At 64.7% G+C, this 18,277-nt stretch carries 21 protein-coding genes and 1 tRNA gene; 13 read left to right on the top strand and 9 right to left on the bottom strand.

Annotation, left to right across the window (positions count from 1 at the left end; translation table 11 throughout):
- Nucleotides 1-2: 2 nt before the first annotated feature.
- A tRNA-Glu gene (locus tag I6F21_RS34920) sits at nucleotides 3-77 on the top strand.
- 606 nt (nucleotides 78-683) lie between these two features.
- Here the strand turns inward: I6F21_RS34920 and I6F21_RS34915 are convergent.
- Nucleotides 684-929, bottom strand: a complete 246-nt coding sequence (locus I6F21_RS34915; RefSeq protein ID WP_225140723.1) for a hypothetical protein — start codon at nucleotides 927-929, stop codon at nucleotides 684-686.
- A 319-nt stretch (nucleotides 930-1,248) separates the two neighbouring features.
- On the opposite strand from I6F21_RS34915, the gene I6F21_RS34910 reads away from it, so the two are divergent.
- From I6F21_RS34910 to I6F21_RS34885, 6 genes are all read left to right on the top strand, one after another.
- Nucleotides 1,249-1,962, top strand: a complete 714-nt coding sequence (locus I6F21_RS34910; protein ID WP_225184119.1) for a hypothetical protein — start codon at nucleotides 1,249-1,251, stop codon at nucleotides 1,960-1,962.
- Nucleotides 1,963-2,111: 149 nt separating this feature from the next.
- Entirely contained in the window at nucleotides 2,112-2,738 is a 627-nt protein-coding gene (locus I6F21_RS34905; RefSeq protein WP_035999764.1) for a pilus assembly protein PilZ, read from the top strand.
- A 97-nt stretch (nucleotides 2,739-2,835) separates the two neighbouring features.
- A complete protein-coding gene (locus tag I6F21_RS34900; protein ID WP_225140722.1) occupies nucleotides 2,836-3,078 on the top strand; it encodes a hypothetical protein in 243 nt (80 codons plus the stop codon).
- Between the two features lie 294 nt (nucleotides 3,079-3,372).
- Nucleotides 3,373-4,413, top strand: a complete 1,041-nt coding sequence (locus tag I6F21_RS34895; RefSeq protein WP_036022963.1) for a PrsW family glutamic-type intramembrane protease — start codon at nucleotides 3,373-3,375, stop codon at nucleotides 4,411-4,413.
- A gap of 70 nt (nucleotides 4,414-4,483) precedes the next feature.
- The gene (locus I6F21_RS34890; RefSeq protein WP_225140720.1) at nucleotides 4,484-5,062 is read left to right on the top strand and encodes an HdeD family acid-resistance protein; all 579 of its coding nucleotides are present in this window, start codon (nucleotides 4,484-4,486) and stop codon (nucleotides 5,060-5,062) included.
- 235 nt (nucleotides 5,063-5,297) lie between these two features.
- On the top strand, nucleotides 5,298-6,383 hold the full coding sequence (locus I6F21_RS34885; protein ID WP_225140718.1) for a 3-deoxy-7-phosphoheptulonate synthase: 1,086 nt from the start codon (nucleotides 5,298-5,300) through the stop codon (nucleotides 6,381-6,383).
- A 62-nt stretch (nucleotides 6,384-6,445) separates the two neighbouring features.
- Here the strand turns inward: I6F21_RS34885 and I6F21_RS34880 are convergent, their stop codons facing one another.
- The 3 genes from I6F21_RS34880 to epmA form a co-directional block, all read right to left on the bottom strand.
- A complete protein-coding gene (locus I6F21_RS34880; protein WP_035999808.1) occupies nucleotides 6,446-6,700 on the bottom strand; it encodes a hypothetical protein in 255 nt (84 codons plus the stop codon).
- Nucleotides 6,701-6,768: 68 nt separating this feature from the next.
- Nucleotides 6,769-7,863, bottom strand: coding sequence for a lysine-2,3-aminomutase-like protein (locus I6F21_RS34875; protein ID WP_035999791.1), 1,095 nt, complete (start codon nucleotides 7,861-7,863; stop codon nucleotides 6,769-6,771).
- Entirely contained in the window at nucleotides 7,860-8,912 is a 1,053-nt protein-coding gene (gene epmA / locus I6F21_RS34870) for an EF-P lysine aminoacylase EpmA (RefSeq protein ID WP_225140715.1), read from the bottom strand. Before epmA ends, I6F21_RS34875 begins: the two co-directional genes overlap by 4 nt.
- A 162-nt stretch (nucleotides 8,913-9,074) precedes the next feature.
- On the opposite strand from epmA, the gene efp reads away from it, so the two are divergent.
- From efp to I6F21_RS34855, 3 genes are all read left to right on the top strand, one after another.
- Entirely contained in the window at nucleotides 9,075-9,641 is a 567-nt protein-coding gene (gene efp, locus I6F21_RS34865) for an elongation factor P (RefSeq protein WP_028136595.1), read from the top strand.
- A 45-nt stretch (nucleotides 9,642-9,686) separates the two neighbouring features.
- The gene (locus I6F21_RS34860) at nucleotides 9,687-11,288 is read left to right on the top strand and encodes a M23 family peptidase (protein WP_225140703.1); all 1,602 of its coding nucleotides are present in this window, start codon (nucleotides 9,687-9,689) and stop codon (nucleotides 11,286-11,288) included.
- Nucleotides 11,289-11,368: 80 nt separating this feature from the next.
- Nucleotides 11,369-12,355, top strand: coding sequence for a DUF808 domain-containing protein (locus I6F21_RS34855; RefSeq protein WP_035999800.1), 987 nt, complete (start codon nucleotides 11,369-11,371; stop codon nucleotides 12,353-12,355).
- Between the two features lie 29 nt (nucleotides 12,356-12,384).
- Here I6F21_RS34855 and I6F21_RS34850 read toward each other — a convergent pair whose 3' ends face one another.
- Nucleotides 12,385-12,888 carry a cupin domain-containing protein gene (locus tag I6F21_RS34850; RefSeq protein WP_225140695.1) on the bottom strand — a complete coding sequence of 168 codons (504 nt, stop codon included), beginning with the start codon at nucleotides 12,886-12,888 and terminating at the stop codon, nucleotides 12,385-12,387.
- Between the two features lie 21 nt (nucleotides 12,889-12,909).
- Nucleotides 12,910-13,389 (bottom strand): carboxymuconolactone decarboxylase family protein, encoded by a 480-nt coding sequence (locus I6F21_RS34845; RefSeq protein WP_225140693.1) that lies wholly within the window; start codon nucleotides 13,387-13,389, stop codon nucleotides 12,910-12,912.
- 54 nt (nucleotides 13,390-13,443) lie between these two features.
- On the opposite strand from I6F21_RS34845, the gene I6F21_RS34840 reads away from it, so the two are divergent.
- Complete coding sequence (locus I6F21_RS34840; RefSeq protein WP_036022956.1) at nucleotides 13,444-13,962, top strand: MarR family transcriptional regulator; 519 nt, start codon at nucleotides 13,444-13,446, stop codon at nucleotides 13,960-13,962.
- A 35-nt stretch (nucleotides 13,963-13,997) separates the two neighbouring features.
- On the opposite strand, the gene I6F21_RS34835 is transcribed toward I6F21_RS34840, so the two are convergent.
- Nucleotides 13,998-14,249, bottom strand: a complete 252-nt coding sequence (locus I6F21_RS34835) for a hypothetical protein (protein ID WP_035999836.1) — start codon at nucleotides 14,247-14,249, stop codon at nucleotides 13,998-14,000.
- Between the two features lie 192 nt (nucleotides 14,250-14,441).
- Between I6F21_RS34835 and I6F21_RS34830 the strand changes: the two genes are divergently transcribed.
- Nucleotides 14,442-15,671 (top strand): lytic murein transglycosylase, encoded by a 1,230-nt coding sequence (locus tag I6F21_RS34830; RefSeq protein WP_225140691.1) that lies wholly within the window; start codon nucleotides 14,442-14,444, stop codon nucleotides 15,669-15,671.
- A gap of 50 nt (nucleotides 15,672-15,721) precedes the next feature.
- Here the strand turns inward: I6F21_RS34830 and I6F21_RS34825 are convergent, their stop codons facing one another.
- Entirely contained in the window at nucleotides 15,722-16,411 is a 690-nt protein-coding gene (locus tag I6F21_RS34825; protein WP_225125503.1) for an NAD(P)H-dependent oxidoreductase, read from the bottom strand.
- 106 nt (nucleotides 16,412-16,517) lie between these two features.
- Here I6F21_RS34825 and I6F21_RS34820 point away from each other — a divergent pair, with 106 nt between their 5' ends.
- Nucleotides 16,518-17,402 carry a LysR substrate-binding domain-containing protein gene (locus I6F21_RS34820; protein ID WP_225140689.1) on the top strand — a complete coding sequence of 295 codons (885 nt, stop codon included), beginning with the start codon at nucleotides 16,518-16,520 and terminating at the stop codon, nucleotides 17,400-17,402.
- 37 nt (nucleotides 17,403-17,439) lie between these two features.
- Here I6F21_RS34820 and I6F21_RS34815 read toward each other — a convergent pair whose 3' ends face one another.
- A complete protein-coding gene (locus tag I6F21_RS34815; RefSeq protein WP_225113568.1) occupies nucleotides 17,440-18,237 on the bottom strand; it encodes an aldolase in 798 nt (265 codons plus the stop codon).
- Between the last annotated feature and the right edge of the window lie 40 nt (nucleotides 18,238-18,277).

Below are 18,277 nucleotides of genomic sequence, written 5' to 3'. Positions count from 1 at the left end.
TTGCTCCCTTCGTCTATCGGTTAGGACGCCACCCTTTCACGGTGGAGAGAGCGGTTCGATTCCGCTAGGGAGCGCCAGCAAAATCAATCACTCAAAGATCCACTCTGCCGCCGTGTCCAACGTGTGGCCAATAAACCCGCGAACACCCATGGACGTGGGGCTCGATCGCCGCCCCGCTTCGCGAGCGTGAACCGGCGGGCCATCGTGCTTACCGCCTGAGCCCGGGGCGGTGCGTCATCAGCCGCGGCCGGTCGCGCCTCCTGTGCAGCCTGCGGTCGCCGCGAGGCAAGCCGCTGGCATCGCTCATTTATTTTTTTCGAAGCAGCCAGCGGCTACCCTGTTGCCGATTGAGTAGCAATCAGGAGGATTGGGCTTTGTGACCACGTGCTGGGGCGTTTCAACTCGTGGGCTCGACCACCCCCAAAGCACAGCAAGCAGGGCCAGACCCCCGAGGATCGCGAGCGCAACCATTTCAGGCGTGACGAGAGCGGGGCGCCGACAGAGCCCCTGGGGTGCAATCTGCTTCAACGAACACAACTCTGAACTGTAATAATCTAAACTGTAATAAAAATATCATATGTTAATTCCGGTTCCATTGCAAATGGCCGGTTGTTCCACGCGGAAATGCCCGAAACGAACGGCCCGCCAGCGTGAACCGGCGGGCCCTGCTCAATGGCGCTTCATTAGTCGCGCTCCGCCAGGATGCGGTTGATCTCGGCCGTCACGATCAGCTGGTGCTCAGGCGTGAGCTGGGCATACCTCGCCAAAGGGCTCGCTCCAGCCCTCTGGTGCCCTGGGCGTTCGTCGATCATCCTCTTGAGGCCCCTTAGATCGCCGTCGAGTATCCAGTCGACGTTGATCCCGTGCTTCCGGCAGTAGTCGCACAGCTCGGCGCTGGGCGCGGGACCGACCTTCGGAGCTCGCTCCAATCCCCATTCGATCGCGAGCCACAACGGCGCCGGTTGTTGTTCTGCGCTGACGACGCGCCGTCGGCGTCGAGCCGCCCCAACGGTGTCCGGAGGCGTAGCCGCCGACGCTTGGCGGCGTTGCGGCGCCGCGTGATGCCAGCGCGGGTGATGGGCTTCTCCTTTGCCACTGCCCGCGGATCTTCCTGAGCTTCGTTTGTGCCTTGTCGATGTCTATTTTTAAGGAGGTGGACGGCCATGGACCTATTCTCATCTCTTTCACGGTGGAGAGAGCGGTTCGATTCCGCTAGGGAGCGCCAGAGGCGCAAGCCGCCGCGGCAGCATGAACCTCCTCGCCCCTCGTCTCCGACCAATGTCAGGTCGAAACCGGTCGAGGCCCATGCCGCAGCTCAAAGCCGACATTGCAGACGCATCGCAGATGCCGGCGCTTCCCACATGGCTGCGCCACCCGCGCCAGCATGCGCCGGACCGGCGCGCCAAGATGCTGGCGCACATGGCCCACCTCCAATCACTGCCGGAGCGCCAAGCGGCGTTGACGCCGCCCTCGCCGGAGCGGTCAGGCCAGGCCGTCGCTGACATTCTCGGCGATGCCTTCGGCTACATCGTGCTGTTCGGTGTCATCGCCCTGCTCTTCCATTCGCGCGTTCCGCTCTACCTCGGTGCCTTTCTCTTCCTGACCGATGGCGAGCGCATCGAAAGCGCGCTGGCAAGCATCGGTATCCGCCTCGAGCCCGAAATGATCGGCCAAGACCTCGTCAAGCGCTTTGTATTCTGGTTCGGATGGTTCGCGTTGCTCGGCCCCCTGAAAGCCTCGGTTCCCGCCTGGCTCGCGTCTTGGCTGCCTCCGACCCAGTCATGGTCTTCCCTGGCCGGCATTGCCATTCTGCTCGCCCTCGTCGAAGCATTGACCGGGCTCGCGCTGCGGCGCGCATTGCCGCGCCTGCGATGGGAGATCCGTCCGAACGGACTGATATGGACGATGATCCAGTTCGCCTTTGCCGCATTGGCTATCCTGGTGCTGTTCGGACCTCGCTAGCCGTCGCTTATGCCGCGCTTCCCGCTGCTCTGCCGACCCGCGCCATTTACCGAAAATTCACCCCAGCTATTAGGCAGCAGTATCATTTGCTTAGAATTTGCTCGCTACCGTGGAACTACGGCAATCACCCGAACCCCCGGTCAGCGCTCATGTCCGTCGCAGACTTCCTGAGGCAGCGAGCAGTGGATGTTACGGTCAGCGGCAGCTACTCGCTGCCCCGCTGGTACGATTGCGAGGGCAAGCTCCGCAGCTTCGCCTGCCGCACCAAGCGCGTCTCGCCGTTCCGGATGATCGTGGACGTGCCCGTGGTCGGCAAGGTCGGCGAGCGCTTGACCTCCTACTTCGAGGATTTCGGCGAATTCCAGGGCACCATCAGCGCGACGCTGAAGGCGGGCTTCCTGATGGAGCTCGAGATGACGCGGGCGCGGCGCGCCTGGATGTCGGAAAAGCTGACATGGCTCGAGAAGAAGCAGAAGGATGTCAATGTTCGGGACCTGCGGCGTGACGCGCGTTTCGTTCCACAGGTCTCGCACACCGTGCTGACCCTCGCGGACGGCAGCTGCCATCCCTGCTTCATCATCGACGTCTCGACGGCCGGCGTCGCGGTGTCCTCCGAGTATGATCCGGTGGTCGGAACCCCGCTTGCGGTCGGCGCCTGTGTCGGGCGGGTGATCCGCAAGTTCGAGCACGGCTTTGCGGTCAAATTCGCCGAAAAGCTGGACCGTGACGACCTCGTCCGCCTGATCGTCCGCACGCCCTTGCTGAAGTCGGCCTGAATTCGCCGCCCTATAGCGGCCCCAATGCCGGATCAGCTTTTGCAGGTCTGTGCCTCGGGCCGGACGTCATTTTGCAGACTTGCGATCGGGGGACCGAATGGCAGTCGACAAGATCACCTGGGACAGGGTCGGCCGGGTCACCGAGCCCGGACGCTACATGTACACGTTCGGCTGGCTCACCATCACCGCCAGCGATCTCGAAATCTGGAAACGATACCCGCGCGCCGCGTTCACGCTGCTGGCGCAGCGTTCCGGGTCACATGAGTCCGCCGGCGAGGAATTCCATCTCGGCGCCTTCGACGTCGCACCCGACGCGCCGCCCGCGATCACGACGCACTGACTAGACAAGGCCAGCAGCCGGCACGCTGCGCAGATGCGCCAGGAATCGAGGAATCCCGCGCATTTCCTTGAGCTCGCTTGCAAATCTCGATCCGCAGCGCACCTGGCAATCGTTGCGGTGACTGGCGAGCTTCTGCCATCATGCGATTGATTGCGCTCGTATTCTACTCCCCACAATGAGCCCGGATGAACGGCAGCTGTCGCGCACCTTCAGGGAGCCGACAGCCGGCGCATGACACATGGTCGCATCGGAGAACGTAGATAAGCGGATCAAGGGAACTTATTTTCGGCGCCAATGTACCTGATCGAAGCGCTCCCCACCGTCATCGGAACTGCCGCTATCGCCCCGGCGCTGCTGTTGCTCTGGCTCGTCATCGCTGCCGAGGAACGCCCGGGGCCGCCGGCCCAGGTCTGGACCGCATTCCTGTTAGGGGCGGCGAGCATTTCGCTCCTGGGCCTCGCCCGCGCCCCCTTCGCCAAGATGATCGCCGCCCCCGACGATCCCTGGGCGGCGCTGGCGATGCATTCGATCTTCGGCGTCGCGCTGCCCGAGGAAGCCGTCAAGGTGCTCGCCATCGTGCTGGTCTCCTCGACCAAGCGACGCACCTTTGCCAATCCGATGGACACCGTGGTCTACGGCGCCGCGGTCGGCCTCGGCTTCGCCGCCTACGAGAATCTCGCCTACCTGGTCCAGCACGCCGACATGTGGCGCTCGCTTGCCGCGCTGCGCAGCGTCCTGACCGTGCCGTTCCACGGCGCGCTCGGCATCATCGCCGGCGCCTACCTGACCATCGCGCGCGCCGGCACGGCGCTTGGCGCAAACCGCCACCATCGCGATTGGGCCCGTCTTTCCAGCCGGCTGTTGATCTTCGGTGGCCCGCTCGCGCTTCATACGGCCTTCGACTTCCCGCTGCTGACGCTCCAGCGCATGCCCGATCTCGATCCGACACTCCGCATGTGGTTGGGCGCTGCGAGCCTGTTGATCGGCTTCGGCTCGATCGCCTTCGCCATCCGCCTGGTCCGGCGCGTCGCGCGCCACCACGCGCCGCGAACCGATGTCGCGCGCGAGCGGCTCAGCCAGCTGCGCCGGATGTGGGCGCTGCTGCTCGCCGGCGGCGGCATCGGGTTCGTCGGGCTCGCCTTCGTCCTGACCTCGATCCATCACTGGCTGATCAACCCCGAGCGCAACCTGACGCTGGCGCTGATTCCGATCGGTTTCGTCTCGATCCTGCTCGGCCTTGCGCTTCTGATTGTCACATCGGCTATCTACATTCTCGGCCGCAACCGCATTCGCACCAACGCGGAAGGCTTTTCGTCGGCGCCCGGCGGCACTTGATCCAACGCATGGCGAACGCGCGACAGGCCCACTAGATTGGGACGCAATCCTCTCGTTCCGGAGCCAGACGATGACATCGCCCGAGGAATTTGCCCGCCTCCAATCCGAGATGAACCAGGCGGTCAAGGCGCACTGGAAGGCTTTTCTGTTCGAAGGGATCCTGCTCGCCGTCCTCGGCATTGCCGCGCTCGTCATGCCGCCGCTCGCCAGTCTTGCGACCGCGATCTTCCTCGGCTGGATGTTCCTGATCGGCGGCATCGGCGGACTGATCGCGACCTATTGGGCGCGCAGCACGCCAGGCTTCTGGTGGTCGCTGATCTCGGCTGCGCTCGCCGTGCTCACCGGCTTGCTGCTGCTGGCCCGGCCGATGCAGGCCGTGCTGACGCTGACCATCGTGCTCGGCGCCTATTTCCTCGCCGAGGGCGTCGCCACCATCATGTACGCGCTGGAGCACCGCCGTGAGCTCAGCGGCCGCTGGTCGTGGCTGCTGATCTCGGGCCTCGTCGACATCGCGATCTCGTTCATGGTGATCACGGGACTGCCGAGCTCGGCGGAGTGGGCCATTGGCGTCCTCGTCGGCATCAACCTGCTGTTCGGCGGCGCCACCCTGATCGGCATGGCGCTGGCGGCACGCAATGGCAACACCTGAGGCGCCTCGTCGCTCCACATTCTGATTGGGGGGTGACAAGGCGCCAGCGGCACGTTATATGGCCTTCCATGATCACCGTCGCCACCAGCTATTTTTGGTACTTTAGCTACGACAGCTCGCTGGCGGCGGGAGGATCGCGCTCAATCTGAAACATTGCAGCAAACGTCCGAACAGCCGCCAGACCCTGGCGGCTTTTTTGTTGGCCGGCAGGTTCTAAAACAGACAGGAGCCCGCCGTGCTGAGCACGACCGACGATCTTCGTATCCGCGAACTGAAAGAGCTGAGCACGCCGGAAGAGGTGATGCGGGAAGTCCCGCGCACGCTCACCGCGACGCGTGTGGTGATGGCCGCGCGCAACGCCATCCATGCCATCCTGAGCAATCAGGACGACCGCCTTCTGGTCGTCGTCGGCCCCTGCTCGGTGCATGATCCCAAGGCGGCGCTCGACTATGCCGAGCGGCTAGCAAAGCTTCGCGAGGATCTCGCCGATCAGCTCGAGATCGTGATGCGGGTCTATTTCGAGAAGCCCCGCACCACGGTCGGGTGGAAGGGCCTCATCAACGATCCCGACCTCGACGGCAGCTTCGACATCAACAAGGGGCTGCGGCTCGCGCGCAACGTGCTCGCGGCGGTGAACAATCTCGGCCTGCCCGCCGGCACCGAGTTCCTCGACATGACCACGCCGCAATACATCGCCGACCTCGTCTCCTGGGCCGCGATCGGCGCGCGCACGACCGAGAGCCAGATCCATCGCGAGCTGGCGTCGGGGCTGTCCTGCCCGGTCGGCTTCAAGAACGGCACCGACGGCAATGTGCGGATCGCGGCCGATGCGGTGAAATCAGCCTCGCATCCCCATCATTTCATGGCCGTCACAAAGCTCGGCCGCTCGGCGATCGCCTCGACCGCCGGTAACGAGGACTGCCACATCATCCTGCGCGGCGGAGCTGAGCCGAACTACGACGCGGCAAGCGTTGCGTCGGCCTGCAACGAATTGACCAAATCCGGCGTTGCCCCGCTGGTAATGGTCGATGCCAGCCATGCCAATTCGAGCAAGAAGCCGGAGAACCAGCCGCTGGTGATGGCCGATATCGCCCGTCAGATCTCGGGCGGCGAGAGCCGCATCATGGGCGTGATGATCGAGAGCAATCTCGTCGCCGGCCGGCAGGATGTCGTACCGGGCAAGCCGCTCACTTATGGGCAGAGCATCACGGACGGTTGCATTGACTGGGCAACGACGTCGAAGACGTTCGAGCAGCTCGCCGACGCGGTCGAAATCCGCCGCAACATCCGGCGCGCCGGACTGCACGAGCGATCAGCCTGACGGATGGCCGAGCTTGGGATGGCTCATTCCTCACCTCTCCCCGACGGGGAGAGGTGAAAGCCTCAGCAGCCGCGGCAGATGCTCTTGATCTTCTTGTCGAGCGCCTGGTTTTCCTTGCTGAGCGGATCGTTGGGATCGCTCAGATTCTTCTCGCTAGGCACATCGCTGGCACGCGGCTGGCGATGACCGACCGGCGCCGGCAACACCGACCCGGACGATGCGCCGCTTGAGGTCGATCCCTTGGAGCCGCCGGTCTGCGCAACAGCCGCGCCGCCAAGCAAGACCACGAGCGATACTGCCAGCATGATCTTCGTCATGTCCATTTCTCCATTCTCAAATCAGCGTCCAAGCCCAGCACTCAAGTCAGCGTCGATGCCATCGCCACTCATGCCTCGGGCGGATAGAGATGAACGTCGCCGCAATAATCGACGATACGATAGCGCGTTTCTGATTCCGCTTCACTTGTCTCGTTTGCGGTATTTTTCACCGCCGACACGTAATTCGGACCCACCGGCGACTTGCCGGCACCGCCGGGAATGTCGATGACATAGTCCGGCTGACACAGGCCCGACACCCGCCCGCGCAACTGCCGCATCAAGGCCTGCCCCTCTGCCAACGTCGTGCGCAGATGCGCCGTTCCCGGGGCGAGATCGCCGTGGTGCAGATAATAGGGCTTGATCCGGCATTCGACGAAAGCTCGCATTAAATCCGAGAGAGCGGCGATGTCGTCATTGACGCCGCGCAAAAGCACGGACTGGCTCACCAGGGGAATTCCAGCATCGACGAGCCGCGCGCAGGCATCGCGCGCGGCCCCCGTCAGTTCGCGCGCGTGATTGGCGTGTACCGCGACCCAGGTGGCCGCGCCCGCAACCTTCAGGGCTGCAACCATCTCCGCGCTGACGCGCGCTGGTTCGGCCACCGGGACACGGGTGTGGAGACGGATGATCTTGACGTGATCGATGGCCGCAAGGTCAGCCATGATCTCGCTCATCCGCCGGGGCGACAGCATCAGGGGATCGCCGCCGGTCAGGATCACTTCCCAGATCTCGTCATGCGACCGGATGTAGTCGATCGCGGTGCGATAGGCGCTCTCCGACAGCGCATTCTCCTTGCCGGGCCCGACCATCTCGCGGCGGAAGCAGAAGCGGCAATAGACCGCGCAGACGTGCACGAGCTTGAACAACACCCGGTCGGGATAGCGGTGCACGATTCCCGCCACCGGCGAATGCGGGTGATCGCCGATCGGATCGGCATTCTCGCCCGGCTGCGCCTCGAGCTCGGCCGAAACAGGAACGAACTGCCGCGCGATGGGATCGTCGGGATCCGTCGCGTCGATCAGCCCGACCAGATCCGGCGTGATCGCCACGGCATAGCGCGCGGCGACGCGTTCGAGCGCCGGCAGCGCCGATGCGGGGACCAGGCCCTCGGCTACCAGCTCGGCAGGTTCGCGCAGAGTGCGTGCAAGGTTCGTCTTTGTCATCTCTCATCCGCAGGCGGTGTCCACACCACCTGATCAATTCGTGTGGCGCCGCTCGCCAGCATCACCAGCCGGTCGAAGCCGAGCGCGACACCGCTCGCCTCCGGCATTGCGGCGACCGCCGTCAGAAAATCCTCGTCGAGCGGATAGGCTTCGCCGTAGCGGCGCTGCTTCTCCGTCATGGACTCCGTGAAGCGTTTGCGCTGCTCCCCGGCATCGGTCAGCTCTCCAAAGCCGTTGGCGAGCTCGACGCCGCAGGCATAGATCTCGAAACGTTCGGCGACCCTCGGATCGTCCGTCTTCACCCGCGCCAGCGCCGCCTCTGGAGATGGGTATTCGAACAGGATGGTCAAACGCCCCTGCCCCAGATGTGGCTCGACGTGTTCGACCAGCACCTTGCTGAAGATGTCGGACCAGGTGTCATCCTCGGCGACACGGACCTTCCCGGCTGCCGCCTCGGCGAGCGCCGCACGGTTACCCTCGCCGCCCGAGATTGTCGACAGCAGGTCGACGCCGGCGAACTGCGCGAAGGCGCCCGCGACCGTCAGGAGCTCCGGCTCGGCGAAGGGATCGGCGGTTCGGCCGCGGAAGGAGAAGGCTTCGATCCCGGTCGCCTGCGCCGCTCGGGCGATCACGACGACGCAATCGGCCATGATGGCATCATAGGGCGCTCCCGCCCGATACCATTCCAGCATGGTGAACTCGGGCAGATGCAGGTCGCCGCGCTCGCGGTCCCGGAACACCCGTGCGAACTCGAAAATCCGCGTCTCGCCCGCTGCCAGCAGCTTCTTGCAGGCGAATTCGGGCGAGGTGCGCAGGTATCGGCTGGCCCGGCTGCCGTCGGGCCGCATGATCTCGGTCCTGGGGGCGTGCAGATGGGTCTCGTTGCCCGGAGAGACCTGGAGAACGGAGGTTTCGACTTCCACAAACCCCTGTTCGGCGAAAAAACCCCGCAAAGCTCCGGTCACGGCGCCCCTGGCCTGGAGGAACGGCCGTCGGTCGAGGTGGCGCGCGGGCGACCAGGACGGCGACATCGGCTTGTCCCCAGCCATCAACCGACCGCCCCGGCCGGCAGCAAAATGCTGGCATCCAACGGCAAAATCAGTATGTTGCGGCCCGAAACGGGTGCCGAGGTCCGGTTTGAGGCCCCAAGTCCCCCAGCAATTCGACCACGTCCTGGCTGGTGCCGGGCCAAGCAAGCAGGAAATACAGCTTTGAGAGTCATCGCCAGTTCTATTCGCAAGGGCAACGTGATCGAGCAAGACGGCAAGCTCTATGTCGTCGTGAGCGCCGAGAACATCCATCCCGGCAAGGGAACCCCGGTCAGCCAGATCGAAATGCGCCGAATCTCGGACGGGGTAAAGATCTCGGAACGCTACAAGACCACCGACCAGGTCGAAAAGGCCACCATCGAAGAGCGCAACTACACCTTCCTTTACGAAGATGGCGATGGCTACCACTTCATGAACCCCGAGACCTACGACCAGGTTCAGGTTTCCAAGGACGTCGTCGGCGACGCGGCCGCGTATCTTCAGCCGGACATGACCGTCAAACTGTCGATGCATGACACCAATCCGGTGTCGATCGCACTGCCGCAGCGCGTGACGCTGGAAGTGGTGGAGACCGAGCCGGTGACCAAGGGCCAGACCGCCTCCTCCTCCTACAAGCCGGCGGTGCTGTCCAACGGCGTGCGCACCACCGTGCCGCCGCACATCTCGGTCGGCACGCGCATTGTGGTGATGACCGAAGACGGCTCCTACTCCGAGCGTGCTAAGGACTAAACGAGCCATTGAGGATCGGAACAGGTACCGCCGGGGGGCGAAGCAGTGGGCAGGAACAGTCTCCGCTTCGTCTCGCTTCTCCTGGCGTTGCCGTCGCTCCTCGTTGCTGCACCGATCGCTGCGGATGAATTCCGCAGCCCCTCGCTGACGGCCCTGCGCATCGAGTGGCGCGCGGCGCTCGACCAGCTTCGCAGCGAGATCAACAGCCGTCCCCAGATTGCGGGCGACTTCATCTTCGCACCGCGCCGTTCGGTACCGCGCTACGATCCGCGCGCGATGCCGGCACTGGTGCAGCTCAACGCGGTCTCCTCGCGCTTCTTCACCGGCATTACCCGAAGTCCCGTCCCCGTGCTGCTGCCGTTCGACGCCGCCGCGTATCTCGACGCGCAGCGCAGCGGCGCGCCGGCGACGCTCGCGCTGTCGCGCTACCAGGCCGACTTCAATCCCGTCGACATGTTCGATGCCGGTCCTGCCGGCTACAGCGCGACCTTCTCGCTCGAGCCCGGCGCCGGTGACGGCATGCCGAGCCGGGTGTACGCAAAGCCCGTCGAGGTGCAGATCACGGGCTCGGCGCTGATCTACGACATCGCCGATCCGGCCGGGGGCAAGGGCGAGCCAGTCAAGCCGCTCGCCTCAACCTACCCGGATCTACGCAGGTTCATCCGGGAAGGCTATGTGCGCTACGCCTTCACCCGCTTCGGCGCCGCCTATGTGGTCTCGATCCAGTGCCTCGACAGTGTCGCGAGGCCACGGCGGCTCGCCTGCAAGGAGGCCTATCCAGTCGCCGAGCGCTTCCTGAAGGCACTGCGCGTCGCAGGGGGCCAGCGCATGCGGCCCCTGGCGGACGTTGCCTCCAACATTATCGACCGGCCCGCGGTGCGTTCACCGGATTTCAGCTACCGGCCGAGCGGCGACATCATTCCGAACACCGGCTACCGCAAGCAGGGCGGTCATCCCGACGCCATGGCCTATGCCCAGATCCGCTTTCCCTTGGAGAAGGCGCCCGCCTTCGTGCGCTCCCAATCCTTCGGCAAGCGCGACAAGAGCGAAGGCCCGACCGCTTATCCCTGGCGCGACAATTTCTGCGAGTCGCGTAGTTTCGAGGTGTGGCAATGCGGCGGAGGTTACGGCCACCAGGGCGAGGACATCCGCGCCGCCGACTGCCCGCCGCCCGGCGAAGGCCGCGAGCCCTGCGATTCCAAGCGGCGCGGCGTCGTCGCCGTGCGTGACGCGATCGTTATCCGTGGCGCCAAGGACCAGGCCGCAACGCTTCAGGTCAATAGCCGCACCGAGCACATCCGTTTCCGCTACATGCACATGAATCCGCATGCGATGAACGCCGATGGCGTCATCAACGGCCGCATCGTCACCGAAGGCGAGAAGATCGGCGTGATCTCGAACTACCTCGACCGTCCCGCCGGCACCTCGATGCACCTGCATTTCGACGTCCAGGTGTTCACCCGCGATGGCTGGATCTGGGTCAGCCCCTACGCGACGCTGGTCTCGGCCTATGAACGGCTGATCCGCGCGCGCGGCCGCGAGATCGGCCCGGAGATCGCGGTCACGGCGCAGCCGGTGGCCCATGCGCTGCCGGAAGACGTGCTCAAGCCTGACTTGCGCGAGGGAGCGGGCGGCGAGGAGAACTGACAGCGTGCTGGTTCGTTGCTGGAGCGGGCAGGACGCATCTGGTCGCGCACTCCCCCGCTCGAACGAAGAAGGATGAGTTGATGAGTGTCGGACTGATCGGTCTTCTCGACGATATCGCGGGGATCGCAAAGGTGGCTGCAGCCTCGCTCGACGATGTCGCTAGCCAGGCAGCCAAGGCAGGCACAAAGGCGGCTGGCGTGGTCATCGACGATGCGGCGGTCACGCCGAACTACGTCATCGGTTTCGCTTCGAAACGCGAGCTGCCGATCGTCGGCAAGATCGCGGTCGGATCGCTACGCAACAAGCTGCTGATCTTGCTGCCGATTGCCCTGCTGCTCGGCTATTTCCTTCCCGCTGCGGTCACGCCGCTGCTGATGCTGGGCGGCGCCTTTCTCTGCTATGAAGGCGCCGAAAAGGTGCTCGAAGCCGTGATGCCGCATCATGCGCACCAGCACGAAGCTCAGCTCGAGCCGATTGCGTTGAATGCCCAGTCGGTCGAGGACGAGAAGGTCGCTGGCGCCATCAAGACGGATTTCATCCTGTCGGCGGAGATCATGGCGATCACGCTGGCGGCCCTCCCGGCGGGCAGCATCTGGACGCAGGCGCTGGTGCTGGCGCTGGTCGGCCTCTTCATCACCGTTGGTGTCTATGGCGTGGTGGCCCTGATCGTGAAAGCGGACGATGCCGGCATCGCCCTCGCGCGGTTCGACGGCGCCTCGCTCGCCGGCGGCGCGATCCGATTGCTTGGGCGCGCGCTCGTCCGCGGCATGCCCGTTTTCCTGGCGGTGCTGAGCACGATCGGCACCGCCGCCATGATCTGGGTCGGCGGTGGCATCATCCTGCACGGCATCGAGAAATACGGCCCACCCGCGATCGGCCACACGGTCCATGCCATAACCGAGGCTGCCGCACATCTCCTTCCATCCGTTGCCGGCATCGTCGAATGGTCGGTCGAGGCAGCCATCTCGGGTGCGCTTGGACTGCTCGTCGGCGCAGTCGCCATTCCGGTCGTCCAATACGGACTCGCGCCGGCCTGGAAGCGGTTGAGGCGATCGCGATCGGCCTGAGCGCAGCCATTGCGGATGACGCGCGCAGCCTATTCCAGGAACGTCGTCAGCTGCGCGCCCTCATCCGCCACGAACACCGCGATCAGTTCCGCCGGCTCGGTCATGCTGGCATTGGCCGAGACCAGATGCGTCGAGCCCGGCGGTTCGAAGAAGGACTGGCCGACGCCGAACGTCTCGACCGGGCCGCCGCCGAGCTGCGAGCGGATCTCGCCCTTGGTGATGTAGGCGGTGACGGAGCCGGAGTGACGATGCGGCCGCGAAAACCCGCCTGGACCATAGGACACGCGCACGATGGTCACGCGCTTGCCGGGCACGTTCGGAAGTGCGTAGGAGCCGATCGGCTCGACCTTGTCGAGCGGCGAGCCCTCCGCCGCCGTGGCGCAGAGCGGCGCGAGGGCGCTGGACACACTATCGATCGTCACCGGCAGGGCTTTGCCGATCGCCAGCGCGCAGACAAATCCCGCGACGACCGCAAGCGCTGTCGAACGTGACGGCGCCGGACACTGCACGGCAGAAAGGCTCATGACTGTCATCGTGATCCTCCCCTCTCTCCGTCAGGACGAAGCTGCGACGGCGGCCGCCGGCCGCTGTGCAGGCGTCCAGCGAAACGCCGCGCCAAACCGGTTCCAGACGTTGATCGAGGCGACCGCCGAGGTCAGATACGTCAGTTCAGTCTCGGAGAATTCGCGGGACGCCTCGGCGTAAACCTCCTCGCTGACGCCGTCGGGCAGACAGGTCAGCGCCTCGGCCCAGGCGAGCGCGGCCCGCTCGCGCGGCGAAAAGATCGGCGCCTCGCGCCAGACCGCGAGCAGATGAAGCTTGTCGAGGGGAACGCCGATCCGTTCCGACAGCAGGACGTGGTGTTGCACGCAGAACGCGCAGCCGTTGATCTGCGAGGCGCGCAGCTTGACCAGCTCGAGCAGTTGCTTGTCGAGGCCGGCCTTGGCCGCAAGCTGGCCCAGCGCCAGCACCAGATCAAACGCATCGGGCGCGATCCGCTTGAAATCTTCATATTCGCTGCGGGCGTGTGACATTGCCATTCACCTCGGCATATTATAAGAGCACGGACATCTTATAAGAGCTCTTATATGTCGCGCAAGACGAATGTCACGAAATCGCAATCGGGACCCAAGGCCGTTGCAGCCGGTGCGGTGCACGTTCCAGCACCGGGCGAAGGCAAGCGCGGCGAGCAAGGCTATCTCGGTTACCTGCTGCGCCAAGCCCACGCCGCCGTTCGGCTGACGATGGAACGCACGCTCGCCGATCTCGGCGTGACCTCGCCGCAATTCGCGGTGCTGACGATGCTGAACGCCTATCCGGGCCTGTCGGGAGCCGATGTCGCCCGCCTCACCTTCCTGACGCCCCAGACCGTCGGCGTCATCATCCGCAATCTCGAACGCGACGGCGCGATTGCGATGACGCCTCATCCCGTTCACGGCCGCATCCAGCAATGGACGCTGACGCCGCGAGGCGCGACGCTTTTGAAGGCGTGCCGGCAGCGTGTGCTCGAATTGGAGAAGCGGCTCGCTCGCAATTTGGATTCAAAGGCGGAAACCACGATCCGGCGTTGGCTTTCCGGAATCGCGGCTGAGCTTAAGGAGGACTAGGCGGCCGGCATTCGCGGCTGTCGTGGCCGCTGGTGCTACCCGCCTTTCAAGGCGTTCTTGACTGCGCCGTCCGGCCAGCTCTCGTCGGCCGCGATCACCCGCACGCGGGTCTGGTCGGCGGGATTGACCAGCACGTGCGAATTCACCCGCTCACCGCTCGGCTCCAGACGCAGATCGGTTTCGGGCTTCCAGCTCAGCGTCGTCGCGAGGTCGCCGGGAAAGATCTTCCATTGCGATCCGTCGTCGAGTTCGACGATATGGCTTTCGGCATGCGTGCGTATCTTCATTCCACCCCGACGATTCGATGAACCAGGAAGGCCGGCCGTACCAGGACCGACTCTTCTCCTCCTGGCGTGGGAGGAATGCGGGAGTCCGGCACTTGTTCCGGTGGGAACGACCGACGGGGTCGGGCCGAGTTGCCGCACGCGGCCGTTTCGGAACCGACTCACGCGTGCCATGTTTCCGGCTAGAATGTGCCCATGAAGCACACTGATTCCTCGCCCCGTCACACACGCCGCGCCCTGCTCCAGTCGACGCTCGGTGCAGCCGCTTTGCTCGCGCTTCCCACCCGCGCTCTCGCCGCGCCTCCCGGCTTCGACGAATGGCGCGAGAGCTTTCGTGCGCGCGCGATGGCAAAAGGTATTTCCGCCGCGACATGGCAGCGAGCGATGGGACGGGTCGAACCGGACATGAGCGTGTTCGCGCAGATGCGCAACCAGCCCGAATTCCGCGAGCAGGTCTGGCAGTACATCAACCGCCGCGTCTCGGACTGGCGCATCATCAACGGCAAGATCGCGCTGAAGAACAACGAGGCGCTGTTCGCCCGCATCGAGCGCGATTTCGGGGTCGAGCGCGGCACGCTGCTGGCGCTTTGGGGCGTCGAGTCCGCCTATGGCGATCCGCTGGTGCAGCAGAACCACATGCGGCCGGTATTTCCATCGCTCGCCGCGCTCGCCTGGAACGAGCCGCGCCGCAAGGCCTATTGGGAGACCGAGCTGATCAATGCACTGCGCATCGTCGACAAGGGCTGGTCCACGCCTGAGGACATGCGGGGATCATGGGCCGGCGCGATGGGCCATTCGCAATGGATGCCGGAGGTCTGGCTCAATGTCGGCATCGACTATGACGGCAACGGCAAGGTCTCGCCATTCGGCAAGCCCGACGACGCGCTGGGCTCGACGGCAAAGTATCTCGTCAATCGTGGCAAGTGGCATCGCGGCGAGCACTGGGGCTACGAGGTGCGCGCGCCCGCCAACATGAGCGGCAGCCGGACCTATGCGGCCTGGCAGGCGGCCGGCGTGACGCGTGCCGACGGCCAACCATTTCCGCAGCCCAACGCATCCGCGCAGATGTGGACGCCGGTTGCGGGCGGGCCGACCTTCCTGCTCGGGCCGAATTTCTACTCGGTGAAGAGCTACAACCCTTCCATGAACTACGCGCTGGCGATCTGCCATCTCGGGGATCGCTGCCTGGGAGCTCCGGCCTTCATCCAGCCCTTCCCGGGCTCCGAGCGTGCGTTGACGCTCGCCGAAGTGCAGGAGATGCAGACGCGCCTGACCAAGGCCGGCTTCGACACCGGCGGCACCGACGGCCGCGTCGGCAACGACACCATGAAGGCAGTCAAGGAGTTTCAGCAGAAAGTCGGGATCGCGCCAGCCGATGGCTACGGCGGGCTGAAGGTGCTGGCCAAGCTGCGGCAAACCAACTAGCACGGCCGGAAGCGCCGGCGCTGGCGCCTCGCCGCAGCTGCAGCCGACCCTTAAGCCGCGTTTCGCTGTTCTGTCAGCTTCAGCAGCTCGTCGACGAGGTCATCCACGGTACGCTCGGCCGCGGCAATCGACGCCTGCAACCGTTCGTCGGCGAATTCGTCGTACTCGACTGCGATGCTGTGGAAGGCCGTGATCCCGATGAAGGCAAACACGTCCCGGACGGCTCCTTCGACATGATTGACGGCGGCCATGCGCCCGCCCGGATCGTACCCGTAGTCTCCGCGCGAGCCGAGCAGGACAAGACGCTTGTCCATGCCCGCAAGCAGCGCCGAATATGGATTGTCCGGACATGATCGGTCGAAGCCGAATGTGCGTCCGACCCGAACAACGTTGTCTATGTATGCCTTGAACTGCGCTGGCACACCGAAGTTGTACATTGGCACGCCCGCGACGATCAGATCAGCTGTGAGCAACTCGTCGACCAGCGCATCGCTTTCCGCCAAAGCCTCTCTCATCCATGGCTCGCGCCGATCGGGCTTCGCGAAGGCCGCCTTGACCCAGTCGTCCGTCACCGGACTCGGTGCGAAGCGACCGAGGTCGCGGCTGACGACGCGATCCCCCGGCCGCGACTGTAGCCATCGTTGGACGAAACGCTGAGTCAGACGCCTGGTGTGCGAACCGCGCGGATTTGCATCTGAAGGCTCTAACCGCGCGCTTGAATCGATTTGTAGCAGTTGCATTGCAGAACTCCTCTCATCTGTTCTCAATAGATCGGTTCAGGCCCCGTCGTTGACAAACGAAAGTTGCTCAGCTTATGGATGAACTGCATTCATCCTTGAGTTCGCGATGAGAAGGCTTCCTCCGCTGGCGGGATTGCGTGCATTTGAAGCGGCGGCACGTCACCTCAGCTTCAAGCGCGCCGCCGATGAGCTTCACGTCACGCCGACCGCGATCAGCCATCAGGTGCGACAGCTGGAGCAGACGGTCGGGGTCAGGCTGTTCGAGCGCCGGACGCGGCAGGTTCTGCTCACCGCGGAAGGTCAGGTCCTGCTTCCGGTCCTGCGCGACGGCTTTGATGCGTTTGCGCGTGTTCTGGAGGGATTGAGCCGGAAGCGACGCCGGGCGGTGGTCACACTTTCGGCGACGCCGGCTTTCACAGCCAAATGGCTGGTGCCGCGTCTTGCTGGGCTCCGAAAGAGCAGAGCCGACATTGATCTCACATTGCTTGCGAGCTTGGAGGTGGCCGATCTCAATTCGACCGCGGATCTCGCACTTCGCTACGGTTCCGGTCCTTATCCCGATCTGATTGCCGAGCCGCTCACGGCCGATCGTTTCGCACCGGTGGTCAGTCCGCGCTTGGGCATCCGAAGACCGAGCGACCTGCGCTCAGCAACGCTGCTACATTTCGACTGGCACCGTCGTGATGCCCGAAATCCGACCTGGCGGCGCTGGTTCAAGACGGCCGGCATTGACGACGTTGATGCGCGCGCCGGCGTGCGTTTCAGCGATGAAACCCATGCCATCCAGGCAACCGTCGCCGGCGCTGGTGTCGCTTTGCACAGTCTTGTGCTCGTCGCCGACGAACTTTCGCAGGGAACGCTGGTCGCACCATTCGGGCCGGAGCTGGAAGGCTCTTCGCTGCACTTGGTCCGCAGCCGCGACCGGCCGCTCACCGAGCCGGTCGAGGCTGTACGACACTGGCTGAAGTCAGAGTTCGACGCGGCCCGCTGATACGCGCAGCTCTAGCGCGCCCGGAATGACATCGTGGTCAGTGCCGATATTGCGGCTCTTCCGCATCGAGCTGCCGCCGGATCGCGGCGAGATGCAGCCGGGCGGATTCGGAATCGCCCTCGCGCATCTGCCTGTAGGTCTCCGCCGCAACGGCGGGATCGACCGGCAGCACCTTTCGCCCCGTCGACATCGCCAGCACCTGCACCTCGGCGGCGCGCTCGAGATAATAGAGATCGTCCCAGGCTTCCGCGATGGTCGGCGCCAGCACCATCACGCCGTGATGCTTCATGAAGACGATGTCGGCAGCGCCGACGGCGGAGGCGATGCGGGCACCTTCGCGGCTGTCGAGCGCGAGGCCATTGTAGTCGCGGTCGACCGCGGTGCGGCCGTAGAATTTCAGCGCGGTCTGGCCGGCCCAGATCAGGGGCTCGCCTTCGGTCATCGACAGCGCTGTCGCGTAGGGCATGTGGGTGTGGAAGGCGACCTTGGCGCGCGGCAGCAGCCTGTGCATCTCGGCATGGATGTAGAACGCGGTCGCCTCGGGCACGCCCTCGCCGTCGAGCACGTTGCCGTGGAAGTCGCAGATCAACAGCTTCGACGCGGTCAGCTCGCGGAAGGCGTAGCCGTAGGGATTGACGAGGAACAGATCGTCATGACCGGGCACCACGGCCGAGAAGTGGTTGCAGATGCCCTCCTCAAAGCCGTTGCGCGCGGCCATGCGGAAGCAGGCGGCGAGATCCTCGCGCGCGGTGCGGATCGCGTCGGTGGCGAGATCCGGCCGGTTGGAACGGAATGGCGCGGGCGCGGGTGAAGAAGCGTGAAGGCTGTGCGCCATGGCGAAGGACACCTCTTTCGGTCGGGAGCTGCCCAGTGTT

This window comes from Bradyrhizobium sp. NBAIM03 (genome assembly GCF_020194055.1).
Lineage (GTDB): Bacteria > Pseudomonadota > Alphaproteobacteria > Rhizobiales > Xanthobacteraceae > Bradyrhizobium > Bradyrhizobium yuanmingense.
The sequence above is the reverse complement of the archived record's forward strand: the minus strand, read 5'-3'. Positions and strand labels throughout refer to the sequence as shown.

What these genes read in the sequence shown, in the direction of transcription:
- I6F21_RS34910 (WP_225184119.1), top strand. Translation starts at nt 1,249, where the DNA reads ATGAACCTCCTCGCCCCTCGTCTCCGACCAATGTCAGGTCGAAACCGG.
- I6F21_RS34905 (WP_035999764.1), top strand. Translation starts at nt 2,112, where the DNA reads ATGTCCGTCGCAGACTTCCTGAGGCAGCGAGCAGTGGATGTTACGGTC.
- I6F21_RS34900 (WP_225140722.1), top strand. Translation starts at nt 2,836, where the DNA reads ATGGCAGTCGACAAGATCACCTGGGACAGGGTCGGCCGGGTCACCGAG.
- I6F21_RS34895 (WP_036022963.1), top strand. Translation starts at nt 3,373, where the DNA reads ATGTACCTGATCGAAGCGCTCCCCACCGTCATCGGAACTGCCGCTATC.
- I6F21_RS34890 (WP_225140720.1), top strand. Translation starts at nt 4,484, where the DNA reads ATGACATCGCCCGAGGAATTTGCCCGCCTCCAATCCGAGATGAACCAG.
- I6F21_RS34880 (WP_035999808.1), bottom strand. Translation starts at nt 6,700, where the DNA reads ATGACGAAGATCATGCTGGCAGTATCGCTCGTGGTCTTGCTTGGCGGC.
- I6F21_RS34875 (WP_035999791.1), bottom strand. Translation starts at nt 7,863, where the DNA reads ATGACAAAGACGAACCTTGCACGCACTCTGCGCGAACCTGCCGAGCTG.
- epmA (WP_225140715.1), bottom strand. Translation starts at nt 8,912, where the DNA reads ATGGCTGGGGACAAGCCGATGTCGCCGTCCTGGTCGCCCGCGCGCCAC.
- I6F21_RS34855 (WP_035999800.1), top strand. Translation starts at nt 11,369, where the DNA reads ATGAGTGTCGGACTGATCGGTCTTCTCGACGATATCGCGGGGATCGCA.
- I6F21_RS34850 (WP_225140695.1), bottom strand. Translation starts at nt 12,888, where the DNA reads ATGACAGTCATGAGCCTTTCTGCCGTGCAGTGTCCGGCGCCGTCACGT.
- I6F21_RS34845 (WP_225140693.1), bottom strand. Translation starts at nt 13,389, where the DNA reads ATGTCACACGCCCGCAGCGAATATGAAGATTTCAAGCGGATCGCGCCC.
- I6F21_RS34840 (WP_036022956.1), top strand. Translation starts at nt 13,444, where the DNA reads ATGTCGCGCAAGACGAATGTCACGAAATCGCAATCGGGACCCAAGGCC.
- I6F21_RS34835 (WP_035999836.1), bottom strand. Translation starts at nt 14,249, where the DNA reads ATGAAGATACGCACGCATGCCGAAAGCCATATCGTCGAACTCGACGAC.
- I6F21_RS34830 (WP_225140691.1), top strand. Translation starts at nt 14,442, where the DNA reads ATGAAGCACACTGATTCCTCGCCCCGTCACACACGCCGCGCCCTGCTC.
- I6F21_RS34825 (WP_225125503.1), bottom strand. Translation starts at nt 16,411, where the DNA reads ATGCAACTGCTACAAATCGATTCAAGCGCGCGGTTAGAGCCTTCAGAT.
- I6F21_RS34820 (WP_225140689.1), top strand. Translation starts at nt 16,518, where the DNA reads ATGAGAAGGCTTCCTCCGCTGGCGGGATTGCGTGCATTTGAAGCGGCG.
- I6F21_RS34815 (WP_225113568.1), bottom strand. Translation starts at nt 18,237, where the DNA reads ATGGCGCACAGCCTTCACGCTTCTTCACCCGCGCCCGCGCCATTCCGT.